This is a genomic window from Streptomyces sporangiiformans (assembly GCF_005768555.2).
Taxonomy (GTDB): domain Bacteria; phylum Actinomycetota; class Actinomycetes; order Streptomycetales; family Streptomycetaceae; genus Streptomyces; species Streptomyces sporangiiformans.
In genome coordinates, this window is the sequence record NZ_VCHX02000158.1 from 69,903 (window position 1) to 86,219 (window position 16,317).

The following is a 16,317-nucleotide window of genomic DNA, read 5'->3' on the forward strand; positions in this document are numbered from 1 at the left end:
GCGTAATCTCAGTCCGCCCGGCCCGTCGCCGCGACCGTCACACCCAGGCCGATCATGGTGAAGCCGCCCGCGCCGCCGATCATCGACAGGCGGCGGTCCGAGCGCGCGAACCACGTGCGGGCCGCGGCGGCGGTCAGGCCCCACAAGGTGTCCGTGACCAGGCCTATGGATATCGGGACCAGGCCCAGAAGGAGCATCTGCAAGGGAAGCTGGCCGGCCGACTGGTCCACGAACTGGGGCAGTATGGCGGCGAAGAAGACGATGCCCTTGGGGTTCGTGACGCCGACGACGGCGCCGTCCAGGACCGTCCGCAGATCGCCGCGGGCCGCACCCGCCGATCCCGTCGCGCCTGCCGATCCCGTCGCTTCCGGCGAACCCGTCGCCCCTGCCGCGATCGCCGAGGCCTTCAGGTCCTTGCGGTGGCGGAACGCCTGGACGCCGAGGAACACCAGATACGCGGCGCCCGCCAGCTTGACGGCCAGGAAGACGGCGGCCGAGCGCTCGACGAGCGAGCCGATGCCGACGGCCACCGCCACGACCAGGACGTACGAGCCGAGCACGTTCCCGAGCGCCGTGGCTATCGCCGTGCGCCTGCCGTGGGCGAGTGCGCGGCCGATCACGAACAGCACGCTGGGGCCAGGAATCACGATCACCAGCAGTGACATGGCCGCGAAGGCCAGGAAACGATCTGTGGACACCATGCCCGTCACCCCCTAGGCGACCCATTCAATCAGGCGGCACTGACAACGTGTCCACGCCTGCGCGTGGGCCGGCCGACCGTGTTGCATGGACCGGGGGCGTTGCGAACCGCTCGTGGCGGCCCGCAACGCCCCCTGGCGTTACCTGAGAGGTGCTCAGGAGTTGATCTGCGTCGTCACCAGCGACGAGAAGGTCGTCAGCCGGGTGTAGACGCCGGGCGAGCCCGCGGCCGCGCAGCCGTCGCCCCACGACGTGATGCCGGCGAGCCGGCCGCCGATGACGAACGGACCGCCGCTGTCGCCCTGGCAGGTGTCGGTGCCGCCCTGCGCGTAGCCCGCGCACACCATGTCGCTCGCGACGAACCGGGAACCGTACGAGGAGGAGCAGGAGGAGTTCGAGACGGTCGGGACCGTCGCGGTGCGCAACTGGTTGGAGGAGGAACCGTTCGAGCTGGTGGTGCCCCAGCCGAGGATGCGGGCCGTGGTGCCGGCCGCGTACACGCCGGTGTCGGAGGAGGAGACGTAACCGATCGGCGTGTACGGCATGGACGTCGACAGGGTGAGCACGGCGACGTCGTCGCCCCGCGTGACGGTGCTGTAGTCCGGGTGGATCCATATCTTGCTGACCCGGGCCACGGTGCCGTTCGTGCCGTTGCGGTAGGTGCGGCCGCCGACCACGCGGACGCTGCTCGGGGTCTCGTCGACCATGCAGTGGGCGGCGGTGACGACCTTGGTCGCCGAGACCAGGGTGCCGCCGCAGAACTGGTTCTGCGAGGAGTCGGTGATCTGCATGACGTACGGGTACGCGGACGCCGTGGTCGTCGAGCCGCCGACGATGGGCTGGGGAGCGGCGCTTGCGGTGGTCGCGCCGAGCAGGCCGGTGGTCGTGGCGGCGGCGACCGCCGCGGTGACGGCGAGGGCCTTTTTGGCAAGGGTGAGCCCGAACATGGATCTCCTCAGGAGTGCCGGTGGGGGGTGCACTGTGGGGGGCTGTGGTGCGTGGGGGGCGTGCGACGGCCTGCGGGGCGTGTCCCACGCTAGAAGCGGACCCGTACTCTCTCCAATGAGGGAACGCCCTGCGGGAGTTGGCGAGGGAAAACCCTCGGTTGCCCAGCGCCAACCCTTCGGACCTTCGAGGTCACCCTGTCCGCTTCTGTCCCGCCGCCAACCGCACGATGTCGACCCGCGAGCGGATCCCCAGTTTCCGGTAGACCCTGGTGAGGGTCGCCTCCACCGTCTTCACGCTGATGAACAGCCGTGCGGCGATCTCGCGGTTGGTGGCCCCTTCCAGGACGAGCGAGGCGACCTGACGCTCTGTCGCGGCGAGCTGGTCGAGTTCCGGGCAAGCACTCTGGGCGGTCGACGGGGCGGGGCCAACCCCGGAGGCCGCGGATGTCCCGGATGGCAAGGGTGCCCCGGGTGCCTCGGAAGCCGCGGAGGTTGCGGGAGCGGCGGAGCCAGTCGGCGTCCCCGGCGTCGTGGTGGACGTGGAGTCCGCGGAGGCGGACGAGGCGGCAGGTCCGGTCAAGGCCCCGACGGCCGCTTCCAACTGCCGTAGCCATGGCGCGGCTTGGCACCGCCGGAACAGCCGCGCCGTCTCGTCGTAGGCGCTCGGCCCCGTCCCTGCCCCTGCCGCTGCCTTGGACGCGGACGCGGACCCGGCCCCCGCCCTCTGCGCCCGCTCCACTCGCAGCCGCGCCAACTCCAAAGCGGCGCGCGCCTCTTCGAGTCCGTACCCCAAGCGTCCGAGCCGGGCCTGGGCCGAGGCCAACTGCCGGGCTGCCGCCTCGTGTTCGCCGCGCGCGGCCTTCACCAGGGCCTCGGCCCGATCCAGTACGGCGAGGACGCTCGCGCGCCCGAGCCGCTCCGCGTGCTCGCGCGTGGCGTCGATGACGTCCTGCGCCTCCGCGAGTTCGCCGATCCGGATCAGCGCCTCGGCGAGGTCGCCGTGCCAGCGGCCCCGTGCGGGATCGAAGATGCCGAGCCGCTGCTCCAACTCCCGTGCCCTGCGCAGCGACTGAACCGTTCCGGCGGCGTCCCCGGCCACGAGCCGGGCATGGCCGAGCGCGCCCAGCGCACGTGACAGATAGATCAGGTCGCCGTCCTCCTCGGCGCGGCTGACCGCGTCGCCCGCCAGGGCGAGCGCCCGGTCCAGGTCGCCGCCCGCGGCCTCGGCGAGGGAGGTGAACATGTTGCCCGCCGCCTCGCCGATCCCCGTGTCCCGTCCGAGCCGCAGGCTCTCGTGGGCTAGGGCGAGCGCTCGGCCGCAGTGCCCGGAGCGCAGTTCGGTCTCGGCGAGCCCGCGCAGGAAGTGCACCTCGCTCTCGACCATGCCGCGCCGCCGCACCTCGCTCAGCAGCCGGGTGATCGTCGTACGTGCCTCGGTGAGCTGGTCGCTCATGATCTGCCAGCGGAACCGGGTGGCGCCCGCGCCGTTGTGGTCGCAGGCCACCCTCGGGTCCTGGGGTTCCGTGAGCGCCCGTTCGACGGTCGCCAAGGCATCGGGATGCCCCATCAGGGTCTCCATCTGGGCCTGGAACGACAGGGCGAGCAACTCGGTACTCCGGTCGCCGGCGGTGGCGGCGAGCCGCGCGGCGTGCGCGGCCTCCTCCCGGCCCTTGGCCATCTCGCCCTCGACGAGCAGCGCTCGCCAGGCCAGTTGGTACCGGACGAGGGCGAGTAGCCGCGGGTCGTCGCCCGCGTCCGCGAGTGCCTGCGGGAAGACGGCGTCGACCTCGCTCATGGCCTGGCCGGCCGCGTCGATCACGACCATCCAGGCGCGCACCCGGACCGCCGCGTCGGTCGCCCGGTCCAGCACGTCACGGGCCACTTCGCGCGCGAGGTCGATGTCGCCGGAGGTCAGCGCGTCCTCGGCCGATCTCAACCGGCGTTCGTCCGCGCCGGGTCGGGCACCGGGCGGGGTGTGCCGCGCCGCGAGCATCCCGAGCTGGGCCGCGACCGAGGGTGCCCCACGGTCTCGGGCCAGCGCAGCGGCCTCGGCGAGGCGTGCGGCGACGCGCTCGTCCTTTCCGGTGGTGGCCAGGGCCAGATGGCGCGCCCGCTCGATCGGGTCGGAGGCCGCTGTGGACAGCGCTGAGTGGGCGGCCCGCTGCTCCTGGGGCGTCGCCTGCGCGTACAGCGCGGCCGAGACGAGTGGATGCGCGAACCGTACGGCCCCCTCCTGGCCCTCCGGTCCGCTGGTCGCCACCAGCCCGAGCGAGGCCGCGAGCGCCGTCTCGGCCTCGGCGTTCGTACGGCCCGCTGCGTGCAGCAGCGCCAGTGTGGGGCGTGCTCCGGCGCTCGCGACGAGCAGGGTGCGCCGGGCCTCGGCGGACAGGAGGTCGAGGCGGCTGAGGACGAGCGCGCGCAGCGAGGTCGGCACCGGCAGCGGCTCGCCGGGGCGGGGCGGTGTCGGGCTCTCGGCCAGGGCGCGGCCGAGTTCGAGCGCGAACAGCGGGTTGCCGCCGCTGGTGACGTGGATGTCGCGGACGGTCGAGCGGCGCAGGCCGGTGTAGCCGCGGGCGGCGAGGAGCTCGGAAACCTGCGGGCGGGAGAGGGGATCCAGGCGCAGGGCGAGCGATTCCGGAGGATACGCGCGTAGATACGGAACGTGTTCCTGCTCCTTCGGTTCGGTGCCCGTACGCACCGCGCCGAGCATCCGTACCGGCAGCCCGCCGAGGCGACGGGCCGCGAAGCCGAGCAGCTCCGCGCTGGGCGCGTCCAGCCACTGGAGGTCGTCGGCGACGAGCAGGACGTCGCCTTTGGCCGCGAGTGCGCGCAGTACCGACAGCACCGCGAGGCGCAGTGCCAGACCGCCCTGGTGCAGGGACGATTCGGCACGGCCGGTGAGCGCCGCTTCGAGTGCGGCGCGCTGCGGGGCCGGCAGCGCGTGCGCCACCCCGTCGGCGACGAGACCGAGCAGATCGACGAGGGCGAGGAAGGGGAGGTGCGATTCCGACTCGGTGGCCGAGCAGCGCAACACGGTCCGGGCCGATTCGGCGTATTCCGCGGCCAGTGCCCGAAGGGCGGTCGACTTTCCGATTCCGGGCGGACCGTACAAGAGGACGCTGCCGCCAGAGGAGAGCTGCTCACGTGCCCGTGTCAGCAGCTCGTCCCGGCCGATGACCTGGTCGGAACGGGGTCTGACAGGATCTTCGAAATCCCGCCGCACGCGGACCCTCCCTCATGTCGTGTTCGGTTCAATATTAAGCAAAGAGCCCCTGAATTTCGGAGGGGTGCACCGTGAGGGAAATAACAGAGTTTTGGTATACGGGATTTCAGAGCGCGCGTGCGTGAATGGCTTTGGACTTCAGGGCAGCAGCCCGGCCCGTCGCGCCGCCACCACTGCCTCCAGCCTGGTGTGCGCCCCCAGTTTGCGCATCGCCGAGCGCAGATACGCCTTCACCGTCTCGGACCGCAGACCGAGCCGGTCCGCGGCGGCGGCGTTGGTCGTGCCGGCGGCGACGCAGGCCAGGACGTCCAGTTCACGCGGGGAGAGGCGAACCCCGTGGGCCATGGGCGGCGAGGCCGGCGCCGCGGCCAGCGTGTCGCACACCGCGAGGAGTTCGGCCCGCAGCGCCGGGTCCTCGACACGCGGTGCCAGCGCCCGCAGCGCCCCGTGCGCCTCGCGGACCTGCTCCCACGCCGCGCCCGAGGCGGTCTCCGGCTCCCGCGCCGCCGCCAGCAGGCCGTGCGCCTCGTCCCGCACGACCAGCGACTGCTCCACGTCCCGCGCCGCCTCCACGGCCGAGGTCAGCGTCCGGTCGCCGAGCGGCTGGGCGGTGCGCAGGGCGCCGTACAGGACGCCGCGCACCCGGCGGCGTACGACGATCGGCACCGCGAGGACGGACCGCAGCCCCTCCGCGGCGACCGCGGCGTCGTACTCATGGCTGATCTGCCGCGAGGAGGAGTAGTCCGTGACGGAGCAGGGCCGCGCGAGGGCCACCGTCTTGCCACCGAGCCCGTTGCCCGACGACACCGCGAGCGCCCTGAGCGCCGTCGTCGCCGTACCCGTCAACTCGCTGATGCGCATCTGCCCACTGTCCGGCTCGACCAGGCCGCCGAACGCGACCGGCAGCCCTGTCGCGCGCCGCAGCCGCATCAGGGCGCCGCGCATCTCCACCGCTCCGCTGACGTCCGCCGCCACGTGCTCCTCCCTTCGGCCACAACACACCACCCCCGTCCGGGGGTGGTGAGACCCGCATCACCGATTACACGATGTCATTGAGTTGCCCGGCAATGCGGCCGGGTCCGAGGAGGACAGATGACGACGCCCACCGAGAGCTTCCGCAGCGCGCGGGACTTCCTGCTGGAGCACCGTGAGGACTATGCCACGGCTTACGAGGGTTTCGCCTGGCCCCGCCCGGACTTCTTCAACTGGGCGCTCGACTGGTTCGACGTCATCGCCCGCGGCAACGACCGCACCGCGCTGCACATCGTCGAGGAGGACGGCACACGCACCCAGCTGTCCTTCGCCGCGCTGTCCGAGCGCTCGGCCCGGGTCGCCAACTGGCTGCGCGACCAGGGCGTGCGCGCCGAGGACCGCGTCCTCGTCATGCTCGGCAACCAGGTCGAGCTCTGGGAGACGGCCCTCGCCGCGATGAAGCTGCACGCCGTCGTCATCCCGGCGACCCCGCTGCTCGGCCCCGCGGACCTGCGCGACCGCATCGAGCGCGGGCGCGTACGGCATGTGATCGTGCGCGCCGAGGACACCGGCAAGTTCGGCGACGTGCCCGGCCGTTACACCCGGATCTCGGTCGGCGGTCCACCGGAGACCGAAGGCTGGCCGGGCATCAGCAGTTGCCCGCAGACCGGCGGTCGCCCGGCAGGGTGGCGGCCGTACGAGGAGGCGTACGCCGCCTCCGCTGACTTCGTGCCCGAGGGCGTCACCCGCCCGGACGACCCGCTGATGCTGTACTTCACCTCGGGCACCACCGCGCGCCCCAAGCTGGTCGAGCACACCCATGTGTCGTACCCCATCGGGCACCTGGCGACCATGTACTGGATCGGCCTGAAACCGGGCGACGTGCACCTGAACATCTCCTCGCCCGGCTGGGCCAAACACGCCTGGTCGAACCTCTTCGCACCCTGGAACGCCGAAGCCACCGTCTTCATCCACAACTACACGCGCTTCGACGCGGGCCGGCTGATGGCGGAGATGGACCGCGCGGGCGTGACGACCTTCTGCGCCCCTCCCACCGTGTGGCGCATGCTCATCCAGGCCGACCTGACCCAGCTGCGGACGCCGCCGCGGGAGGCCGTCGCCGCAGGGGAACCCCTGAACCCCGAGGTCATCGAACAGGTGCGGCGGGCATGGGGAGTGACGATCCGGGACGGCTTCGGGCAGACCGAGACGGCCGTGCAGGTGTCCAACAGCCCGGGACAGAAGCTGAAGACGGGCTCCATGGGCCGGCCCAGCCCCGGCTTCCGTGTCGAGCTGCTCGATCCGGTGTCGGGCATGCCGGGCCTGGACGAGGGCGAGATCGCCCTCGACCTGTCCGCCCGGCCCGTGGGGTTGATGACCGGCTACCACGGCGACGCCGACCGTACGGCGGAGGCGATGGCGGGCGGCTACTACCGGACGGGCGACATCGGCTCACGGGACGCGGACGGCTACATCACGTACGTGGGCCGCGCCGACGACGTGTTCAAGGCCAGCGACTACAAGATCAGCCCCTTCGAGCTGGAGAGCGCGCTCCTCGAACACGAGGCCGTCGCCGAGGCGGCCGTCGTGCCCGCCCCCGACGAGTTGCGCCTCGCCGTCCCGAAGGCGTACGTCGTGCTGGCGGAGGGATGGAAGCCCGGGCCCGACACCGCCAAGGTCCTCTTCTCGCACTCCCGCACCACCCTCGCCCCCTACAAGCGCATCCGCCGCCTGGAGTTCGCCGATCTGCCCAAGACCGTGTCGGGCAAGATCCGCCGGATCGAGCTGCGCGAGGCCACCGCCGCGGGCTCCGCCGACGAGTACCTCGAGGAGGACTTCCGGTGAGCGGGCCTTCGGTGAGTGGGCCTCCGGTGAGTGGGCCTGGGCCGTCGAGTCCCACTCAGCGGGCCGATGCCCCGACAGCCGGTTACACCCACGGGACCAGTACGACACCGCTCCTGGGCGACACCATCGGAGCCAACCTCGACCGGGCGATCGCCGCGTACCCCTCGCGGGACGCGCTCGTCGACGTGCCCTCCGGACGGCGCTGGACCTACGCCGAGTTCGGCGCCGCGGTCGACGAGGTGGCGCTCGGGCTGCTCGCCAAGGGTGTGCGCAAGGGCGATCGCGTCGGCATCTGGGCGGTCAACTGCCCCGAGTGGGTGCTCGTCCAGTACGCCACCGCCCGCATCGGCGCGATCATGGTGAACATCAACCCGGCTTATCGCGCCCACGAGTTGGAGTACGTGCTCGGGCAGGCCGGGATCTCACTCCTGGTCGCCTCGCTCGCCCACAAGGGCAGCGACTACCGGGCCCTGGTCGGCCAAGTACGCGCGAAGTGCCCGCGATTGACCGAGACGGTCTTCATCGACGACCCGAGCTGGGACGCGCTCGTCGCGGGCGCCGCGTCCGTCCCGTACGAGCAACTGACCATGGCCCAGGCCGACCTGAGCTGTGACGACCCGGTCAACATCCAGTACACCTCGGGCACCACGGGCTTCCCGAAGGGGGCCACGCTCTCGCACCACAACATCCTCAACAACGGCTACTGGGTGGGCCGGACCCTCGGCTACACCGAACAGGACCGAGTGTGTCTGCCCGTCCCCCTGTACCACTGCTTCGGCATGGTGATGGGCAACCTGGGCGCCACCTCCCACGGCGCGTGCATCGTGATCCCGGCGCCGTCCTTCGACCCGACGGCGACACTGAAGGCGGTCGAGCGGGAGCGCTGCACCTCGCTGTACGGCGTCCCGACGATGTTCATCGCGGAGCTCAACCTGCCGGACTTCGCCACATACGACCTCTCCTCCCTGCGCACCGGGATCATGGCGGGCTCGCCCTGTCCGGTGGAGGTCATGAAGCGGGTGGTCGCCGAGATGCACATGGCCGAGGTCTCCATCTGCTACGGCATGACCGAGACCTCGCCCGTCTCCCTCCAGACACGCCGCGAGGACGACCTGGAGCACCGGACCGGCACCGTGGGGCGCGTACTGCCGCACATCGAGGTCAAGGTCGTCGACCCGGTGAGCGGGGTGACGCTGCCGCGCGGGTCCGCCGGCGAGCTGTGCACCCGTGGCTACAGCGTCATGCTCGGCTACTGGGAGGAGCCCGAGAAGACCGCGGAGGCCGTCGACTCCGGGCGCTGGATGCACACCGGGGACCTGGCCGTGATGCTCGACGACGGGTACGTCCAGATCGTCGGCCGGATCAAGGACATGATCATCCGGGGCGGCGAGAACATCTATCCGCGGGAGATCGAGGAGTTCCTGTACGCGCATCCGAAGATCGCCGACGTTCAGGTGGTGGGCGTACCTCATGAGCGGTACGGCGAGGAGGTACTCGCCTGCGTCGTCCCGCGCGACCCCGGCGCCCCGCTGACCCTCGAGGAGCTGCAAGCCTTCTGCGCCGGGCAGTTGGCGCACTATAAGGTCCCCAGCCGGCTGAGGATCATGGAGTCCTTCCCGATGACGGTGTCCGGGAAGGTGCGGAAGGTCGAACTGCGGGAGAAGTACGCGGATTAGTGGCGCAGTGGGTTTGTGGCCTAGTGGCTCAGCGGCTCAGTGGATTGGTGGCCTAGTGGCTCAGCCGCTCAGCCGCGCTCAGGCCCGGGGCGCGGCTGGGCCCTGTCTCCCTGCGCATGCAGACCCGGGGCCAGCGGTCGAGGCCGTGTTCGGCCTCCGTGGCGCGGATCTTCCGTAGTCCCGGGGTGAGTTCGGATTCGTCCAGGGCGCGGAAGCCGATGCGTGCGTAATAGGGGGCGTTCCAGGGGACCTCCGTGAAGGTGGTCAGGGTGAGACCGGCCAGGCCCTGGTCGCGTGCGCGGTCGGCGGCGTACGCGATCAGGGTCCGGCCCACGCCCCGTCGTCCCGCGTCCGGGTGGACGGAGACCTGCTCGATGTGGAAGGCGCCGTCCACGGGCTCGCCGATCAGATAGGCGACGATGCGGCCGTCCCCTTCGGCGACCCAGGCGTGCCCGGCCTGCCGGAAGCGCTCCAGCGCGGCGGGCGCGGGCGGCTCGTCATCGGCGATCTCCGGCATGCCGAGGGCGCGGAACGGTTCGCCCGCTGCGCGTTCGATGTCCTGGAGCAGCGGGAGGTCGGCGGGGGCGGCGGGTCTGATGGGCATGGCGTCAAGTATGCGGGCGGCCAGGGCGGTTGTCGGGGCCGGCCGGAGTGGTCAGGCGCCCGCGGCGATGAGCTCGTCCGCGAGGCTGTTGACCGGCTGCGGAGTGCCGGTGAGATCCAGTACGAAGAGGGGGATGCCGAGGGAGTCGGCCCGGGAACGGGCGTCCTCCGCGTATCCGGCCAGCGAGAAGTAGACGCAGCCCACCGATTCCGTCATCGCCGTCAGCCACAGGCACTCCACGTCGCGCAGTGAGGCGGGGCTCAGGGCGGGCTCGACCTGCGCGAGGACTCCGCGTGCCGCGAGTCCTATCCCCGAGGGCGGTCGCTGATCGGCCCGCCGGATGTCCTGATAGCCGAGCCAGCGGAGGTACAGGGCAGCGACGGTCACGGCGTCCCGGGCGGTACGGATCGTCACGGGCTGGAAGGCGGGGCGGGGCGCGGACGCCGAGCGGGGGAGGGGGATACGCGGGGCAGGGGTGCCCGGGCCTGTGCCCGATGTCGGGTTTGGCGCCGGGCCCGATGTCGAGTCCGGGTGGTCGGCGCCTGCATCGGCCCTCCGGGCTCCTGACCCGTCGTCGGTACCTTCGGCCGCCCGGACTTCGGGGCCTGTGCCGGCGTCCGCCCACGGCATCGGGGGCTCTTCGCCGCTGCCCGGGTCCTGGGCGGCGTCCGCTTCCGTACGGGTGGCGGGCGCCGTGTCGGTGGCGGGCTCCGCCGGCCGTGCGTGCCCGCGCTGTGCGGGTGGCTCCGTCACCGGTACTCGCAGCACGGTCCCGCAGGAGCAGCCCAGTTCGGGCCGCGGCCACTGGTCCTCTCGTCCGCAGGCCGCGCAGCGAACCGTGACCCAGTCCTCGTCCCAGGTGTGGTGCGTGACGGGCTCCAGGGCCGCGCGCAGGTCGAGCGCGGGCGTGACGGGTGCTCCGCACGCACAGGGAAAGGACGGCGCTGTGTAGTGGTGCTCGCGACGGCAGGCCGGGCACCGCACCGGAACGCTCTCTGCCATGTCCCCACTCCAGAGACGTCACATCGGGACTGCGCCTCCATCGTCCTCCAAGCGGGCCTCCCGCGGCAGGGAGTTGGGGCAACGGACACGTGGGCCCGGTCACGGCGACCCGCGCGCACTCCCTTGACGGTCCCTGGGGCGCCGCTTACATTGCTTCCAAATAGCAGAAGTAATTTTCCGTTATGCGGAATTCATGGAATCCCAGGGAAATTCACAGCTCACCGCGGGGCGCGACGGGAGCTCGAATCCGACGGCCGAAGCAAGCCCGAGCAGGAGTACGCCATGGCTCGTATGACCGCTGCCCGCACGGCAGTTGAGATCCTCAAGCGTGAGGGGGTCAGCCACGCGTTCGGTGTCCCGGGCGCGGCGATCAACCCCTTCTACGCCGCGCTCAAGGCCTCCGGCGGGATCGACCACACCCTTGCCCGCCATGTCGAGGGCGCCTCGCACATGGCGGAGGGGTACACCCGCACCCACTCCGGCAACATCGGTGTCTGCGTCGGTACGTCCGGCCCCGCCGGCACCGACATGATCACCGGTCTGTACTCCGCGACCGGCGACTCGATCCCGATCCTGTGCGTCACCGGCCAGGCGCCGACCGCCGTGATCCACAAGGAGGACTTCCAGGCCGTCGACATCGCCTCGATCGCCAGGCCGGTCGCCAAGATGGCGGTCACGGTGCTGGAGGCGGCCCAGGTTCCGGGCGTCTTCCAGCAGGCGTTCCACCTGATGCGCTCCGCCCGCCCCGGCCCCGTCCTCATCGACCTTCCCGTCGATGTCCAGCTGACGGAGATCGAGTTCGACCCGGAGACGTACGAGCCGCTGCCGGTCTACAAGCCGTCGGCGACCCGCGCACAGATCGAGAAGGCTCTCGCGCTCATGGGCGAGTCCGAGCGCCCGCTCATCGTCGCAGGCGGCGGTGTCATCAACGCCGATGCCTGCGAACTCCTCGTCGAATTCGCCGAGTTGACCGGCACGCCGGTCGTCCCCACCCTCATGGGCTGGGGCGTCCTTCCCGACGACCACGAGCTGAACGCCGGCATGGTCGGCCTCCAGACCTCGCACCGCTACGGCAACGCGACCTTCCTGGAGTCCGACTTCGTCCTCGGTGTAGGCAACCGCTGGGCCAATCGCCACACCGGCAAGCTGGATGTCTACACGGCCGGCCGGACGTTCGTCCATGTCGACATCGAACCGACTCAGATCGGGAGGATCTTCGCCCCGGACTACGGCATCGCCTCCGACGCGAAGGCCGCGCTGAAGCTGTTCGTCGAGGTGGCACGGGAGTTGAGGACCGCGGGCAGGCTGCCGGACCGGAGTGCGTGGGCGGCCTCCGCACAGGAGAAGCGAGCCCGGCTCCAGCGACGTACACACTTCGACGACATCCCGATCAAACCGCAGCGCGTGTACGAGGAGATGAACAAGGCCTTCGGCCCGGAGACCCGGTACGTGTCGACGATCGGTCTCTCGCAGATCGCCGGAGCCCAGATGCTGCACGTCTACCGGCCTCGCCACTGGATCAACTGCGGCCAGGCGGGCCCTCTCGGCTGGACCGTCCCTGCCGCGCTCGGCGTCGCCAAGGCAGACCCGGAGGCGTCCGTGGTGGCCCTGTCCGGCGACTACGACCTCCAGTTCATGATCGAGGAACTGGCAGTCGGTGCCCAGCACAGGATCCCTTACGTCCACGTCCTGGTGAACAACTCCTACCTGGGCCTGATCCGCCAGGCGCAGCGGGCGTTCGACATCGACTTCCAGGTCAACCTGGAGTTCGAGAACATCAACTCGCCCGAGCTCGGCGGCTACGGCGTCGACCACGTCAAGGTCGTCGAAGGTCTCGGCTGCAAGGCGCTCCGCGTCACCGACCCGAACGAACTGGGCGCGGCCTTCGAGCAGGCCAAGAAGCTCGCCGACCGGCATCAGGTGCCGGTAGTCGTCGAGGTGATCCTGGAGCGCGTCACCAACATCGCGATGTCGACGACGAACGACATAGGCAACGTCGTGGAGTTCGAGGAGATCGCGACCGATCCGGACCACACGCCGACATCGATCAGGCCGTTGAAGGTCTGATACGGCGCCTGCGGCTCGATGGCGGGGGGCGGCCGACCGGAAGGTGGGCCGCCCTTCTCCACGCCTGGGAGCACGAAATCCCTCAGGTGGGACTCAGCCGTGCCCGCTCCCGCCCGAGCCGCAGCTCCGGCCCGAGTTGCAGTTCCAGTGCGCACCGCTGCTCATCAGTCCCCCGACCCCCGCTCCGAGGCCCGCCGCCCCCGTGCCGGCGGGCCTCGTGCCGAGAATGATGTGCCCGCATCCGGGGGAAGTTGAAGCCCTTGAGCCAGGTTCAGAGGTTGATTTGAGGGTTCCGTAGGCCCCGTACGCACGCTGGAGTAGGGGCGCGGCGGGGTGTGGCTCCGGGTGGCGCTGTGGCTTGGGCGCGACAGGACAGGTGTCAGCCACGGCGCCACCCGGAGGGCTGTCGGGCGCGGGCCCAGGTCAGACGTGCGTGCCGGAGAGACGCTCGACGGCTCGCAGCAGGGCCGAGTGGTCCAGGTCGCCGTCGCCCTGGGCGCGTAGTGAGGCGACGAGTTGGGCGACCACGGCGCCGGTCGGCAGTGCGGCGCCGACTCGGCGGGCGGCGTCCGTGACGATGCCCATGTCCTTGTGGTGCAGGTCGATGCGGAAGCCCGGCTTGTAGTCGCGGTTCAGGAAGTTGTCCTTCTTGCGCGTCAGCACGGTGGAACCCGCGAGCCCGCCGCCCAGGACGTCGAGCGCGGCGTCGAGGTCCACGCCGGACTTCTCCAGGAAGACCACGGCCTCGGCGCACGCCTGGATGTTCACCGCGACGATCAGCTGGTTCGCGGCCTTCACGGTCTGGCCGGAGCCGTGCGGGCCGCACAGCACGATCGTCTTGCCGAGCGCCTCGAAGACCGGTTTCGCCTGCTCGAAGTCGGCCTGGTCGCCGCCGACCATGATGGACAGCACGGCCTCGACGGCACCGGCCTCACCGCCGGACACCGGGGCGTCGAGGACGCGTATGCCCTTGTCCGAGGCTGCCTCGGCCAGGTCGATCGAGGTCTGCGGGGTGATGGACGACATGTCGATCAGGAGCGCGCCGGGCCTCGCGTTCTCCAGGATGCCGCCGGGGCCGTACGAGACGGCCTCGACCTGCGGGGACGCGGGCACCATGGTGATCACGACGTCGGCGTCCCGCACGGCTTCGGCGATCGATCCGGCCGCGGTGCCGCCGGCGGCGGCCAGGCGGTCGAGCTTGTCCCGCTCCAGGGTGTAGCCGGTGACGTCGTAGCCCGCCTTGATCAGGTTCTCGGACATGGGGGAGCCCATGATGCCGAGCCCGATCCACGCGACCTTGGGAAGCGTGCTGCTCATGAGGGTGCCTCTCTGACTCCTGTGTTACGTCTATGGGTTGCCGGGCCTGGTCTGGTACGGGTCGCCGGGTCTCGTCCGTGGGGTGTCGTGGCGGGCTGTGTCACCGGGCCGCGCGTGCCTCCGGCGGGAGCCAGGCGAAGGACTCGGTGCTCGGGCGGTCGCCCGGCTTGTACTCCAGGCCGACCCAGCCCTCGTAACCCGCCTTCTTCAGCCGCCCGAGGAGGTCTGCCAGCGGGAGCGTCCCCGTGCCGGGGGCACCGCGGCCGGGGTTGTCGGCGATCTGGACGTGGCCGGTCTTCGCGGCGTGGCGCTCGATCACCGACGGGAGGTCCTCGCCGTTCATGGACAGGTGGTAGAGGTCCATGAGGAACTTGGCGTTGCCGAGGCCGGTCGCCTCGTTGACCTTGTCGACGACGCCGATGCCCGCCGAGGCGGTCACCAGCGGGTAGTGCGGCGACTCGGGCCGGTTGAGGGTCTCGATGAGCAGGATGGCGCCGATGCGGCTCGCGGCGCGGGCCGCGAGCACCAGATTCTCCAGTGCGAGCGCGTCCTGCTCGTCCGGTGTCACGCCGTCGACGCGGTTGCCGTACAGGGCGTTGAGGGCCGTGCAGCCCAGGGACTGGGCGAAGTCCGCCGCCACGTCGACGTTCGCGCGGAACTTCTCGGACTCCTCGCCCGGGATCGACAGCGCACCCCGGTCCGGGCCCGGCAGCTGCCCGGCATAGAAGTTCAGGCCCGTCAGTTGGACGTCCGCGTCCTCGATCGCCCTTTTCAGCGCGTCGAGTTCGGTCCGCTCGGGGACGGGGGAGTCGACCCAGGGCCACCACAGTTCCACCGCGGTGAAGCCGGCCGCCGCGGCGGCCGCGGGGCGTTGCAGCAGCGGGAGTTCCGTGAAGAGGATCGACAGGTTGACGTCGAAGCGCTGCTCTGCGGCTGTGCCCCATTCCGAACCTGATGCAGAACCTGGCATGGGAAGGCGACGCTCCTTCCGTATTGTGGAAACTATTTTCTGTTCAATGGAAGACTGCCCGTGGTTCAGGACGACTGTCAAGGGTGCGGCCCGCTACACGCCACGAAAGAACGCCCCCGCGCGGGAGGCGCGGGGGCGCTGCTGCGGTGGCCGACGGATCAGAGCGCGTCGACGGCACTCACCTTCCAGCCCTCGGAGGTACGGGTGAGCGTCATCCGCACCCGGTTCAGGTCCACGCGGGGACCTGAGACCTGGGTGCTCCTGGTCACCTGGTTGACGAAGAGCAGCACGACCGCCTTGTCCGGCGAGGCCGACACGACGGAGGCCGCGGGGGCGCCGTCGGCGGGTTCCACCACCGTGGCCTTCACCACGCCCTGGTACTTCCTGGCTGTCGGCCCCACCACCGTCTTCGTGGTCTTCCCGTACTCGTCACGGAAGTCCCCGGTGAGATGGGCGCGCGCCGCGGCGAAGTCGCGGTCCAGATGCCGGTGGTCGTACGACAACACGACGGGTGCCGCCTTCCGCGCGGCCGCGAGCGCCTCTCCCCGCGCCTGCTCGGCCCGCCGCCCGTCCCGGTACTGCCACCCGAGCACGGCGACCGCGATCAGACCCGCGACGAGCAGGACGGCGAGCACGACGACGAGTACGACGGGGTACGCCTTCCTTCTCGCCGGAGGATCCTCCTCGAAGGACTCCGGCGACGGCTCGGGCGGGTCGTCCCAGCCGTCCGGCCTCTCGATGAGCACGGTGCGCCCGGACCGTCGGGTATCGACGGAGCCGCGCTCCACACGATCCTTGCGCTCCACACGATCCTTGCGCTCCACACGATCCGCACCCTCCACGCGTTCCACGCGCTTCGCCGCCGCGCGGGCGGCCGCCGTCAGGGTGCGGCGGGCGGATGAACCGGCACCGCGCCCCCGGGTGGTCAGGTTCGCCACGGTCTTTCTCCTCACTGGCTTACGGGTCGTACGAGACTGGTCTCGCGGCGGGGCGGG

The 16,317-nt window shown here is 71.0% G+C and carries 12 protein-coding genes; 3 read left to right on the forward strand and 9 right to left on the reverse strand.

What is annotated here, in order from left to right; all coding sequences use genetic code 11:
- Positions 1-8: 8 nt before the first annotated feature.
- The 4 genes from FGD71_RS25560 to FGD71_RS25575 all read right to left on the reverse strand — a co-directional run bounded on the left by FGD71_RS25560 (position 9) and on the right by FGD71_RS25575 (position 5,844).
- Positions 9-701, reverse strand: a complete 693-nt coding sequence (locus tag FGD71_RS25560) for a LysE family translocator (RefSeq protein WP_119102857.1) — start codon at positions 699-701, stop codon at positions 9-11.
- A 153-nt stretch (positions 702-854) separates the two neighbouring features.
- Positions 855-1,646 (reverse strand): S1 family peptidase, encoded by a 792-nt coding sequence (locus FGD71_RS25565; protein ID WP_119102858.1) that lies wholly within the window; start codon positions 1,644-1,646, stop codon positions 855-857.
- A gap of 190 nt (positions 1,647-1,836) precedes the next feature.
- Complete coding sequence (locus FGD71_RS25570; protein ID WP_119102859.1) at positions 1,837-4,869, reverse strand: helix-turn-helix transcriptional regulator; 3,033 nt, start codon at positions 4,867-4,869, stop codon at positions 1,837-1,839.
- A 138-nt stretch (positions 4,870-5,007) separates the two neighbouring features.
- Positions 5,008-5,844, reverse strand: coding sequence for a helix-turn-helix transcriptional regulator (locus tag FGD71_RS25575; protein WP_181359270.1), 837 nt, complete (start codon positions 5,842-5,844; stop codon positions 5,008-5,010).
- Between the two features lie 117 nt (positions 5,845-5,961).
- Here FGD71_RS25575 and FGD71_RS25580 point away from each other — a divergent pair, with 117 nt between their 5' ends.
- Together FGD71_RS25580 and FGD71_RS25585 are read left to right on the forward strand one after the other, a co-directional pair.
- Positions 5,962-7,686: an AMP-binding protein gene (locus FGD71_RS25580; RefSeq protein ID WP_119102860.1), complete on the forward strand. Its 1,725-nt coding sequence runs from the start codon at positions 5,962-5,964 to the stop codon at positions 7,684-7,686.
- A gap of 26 nt (positions 7,687-7,712) precedes the next feature.
- Positions 7,713-9,362 carry an AMP-binding protein gene (locus tag FGD71_RS25585; RefSeq protein WP_420878347.1) on the forward strand — a complete coding sequence of 550 codons (1,650 nt, stop codon included), beginning with the start codon at positions 7,713-7,715 and terminating at the stop codon, positions 9,360-9,362.
- A 52-nt stretch (positions 9,363-9,414) separates the two neighbouring features.
- Here FGD71_RS25585 and FGD71_RS25590 read toward each other — a convergent pair whose 3' ends face one another.
- Together FGD71_RS25590 and FGD71_RS25595 are read right to left on the reverse strand one after the other, a co-directional pair.
- Positions 9,415-9,966 carry a GNAT family N-acetyltransferase gene (locus FGD71_RS25590; protein WP_119102861.1) on the reverse strand — a complete coding sequence of 184 codons (552 nt, stop codon included), beginning with the start codon at positions 9,964-9,966 and terminating at the stop codon, positions 9,415-9,417.
- A gap of 51 nt (positions 9,967-10,017) precedes the next feature.
- Entirely contained in the window at positions 10,018-10,968 is a 951-nt protein-coding gene (locus FGD71_RS25595; RefSeq protein WP_119102862.1) for a hypothetical protein, read from the reverse strand.
- Between the two features lie 282 nt (positions 10,969-11,250).
- On the opposite strand from FGD71_RS25595, the gene gcl reads away from it, so the two are divergent.
- The gene (gene gcl, locus FGD71_RS25600) at positions 11,251-13,035 is read left to right on the forward strand and encodes a glyoxylate carboligase (protein WP_119102863.1); all 1,785 of its coding nucleotides are present in this window, start codon (positions 11,251-11,253) and stop codon (positions 13,033-13,035) included.
- Positions 13,036-13,458: 423 nt separating this feature from the next.
- On the opposite strand, the gene FGD71_RS25605 is transcribed toward gcl, so the two are convergent.
- From FGD71_RS25605 to FGD71_RS25615, 3 genes are all read right to left on the reverse strand, one after another.
- Positions 13,459-14,352 (reverse strand): 2-hydroxy-3-oxopropionate reductase, encoded by an 894-nt coding sequence (locus tag FGD71_RS25605; RefSeq protein WP_119102864.1) that lies wholly within the window; start codon positions 14,350-14,352, stop codon positions 13,459-13,461.
- A gap of 100 nt (positions 14,353-14,452) precedes the next feature.
- Positions 14,453-15,322, reverse strand: coding sequence for a TIM barrel protein (locus FGD71_RS25610; RefSeq protein ID WP_119102865.1), 870 nt, complete (start codon positions 15,320-15,322; stop codon positions 14,453-14,455).
- A 158-nt stretch (positions 15,323-15,480) separates the two neighbouring features.
- The gene (locus FGD71_RS25615) at positions 15,481-16,260 is read right to left on the reverse strand and encodes a hypothetical protein (protein WP_119102866.1); all 780 of its coding nucleotides are present in this window, start codon (positions 16,258-16,260) and stop codon (positions 15,481-15,483) included.
- Between the last annotated feature and the right edge of the window lie 57 nt (positions 16,261-16,317).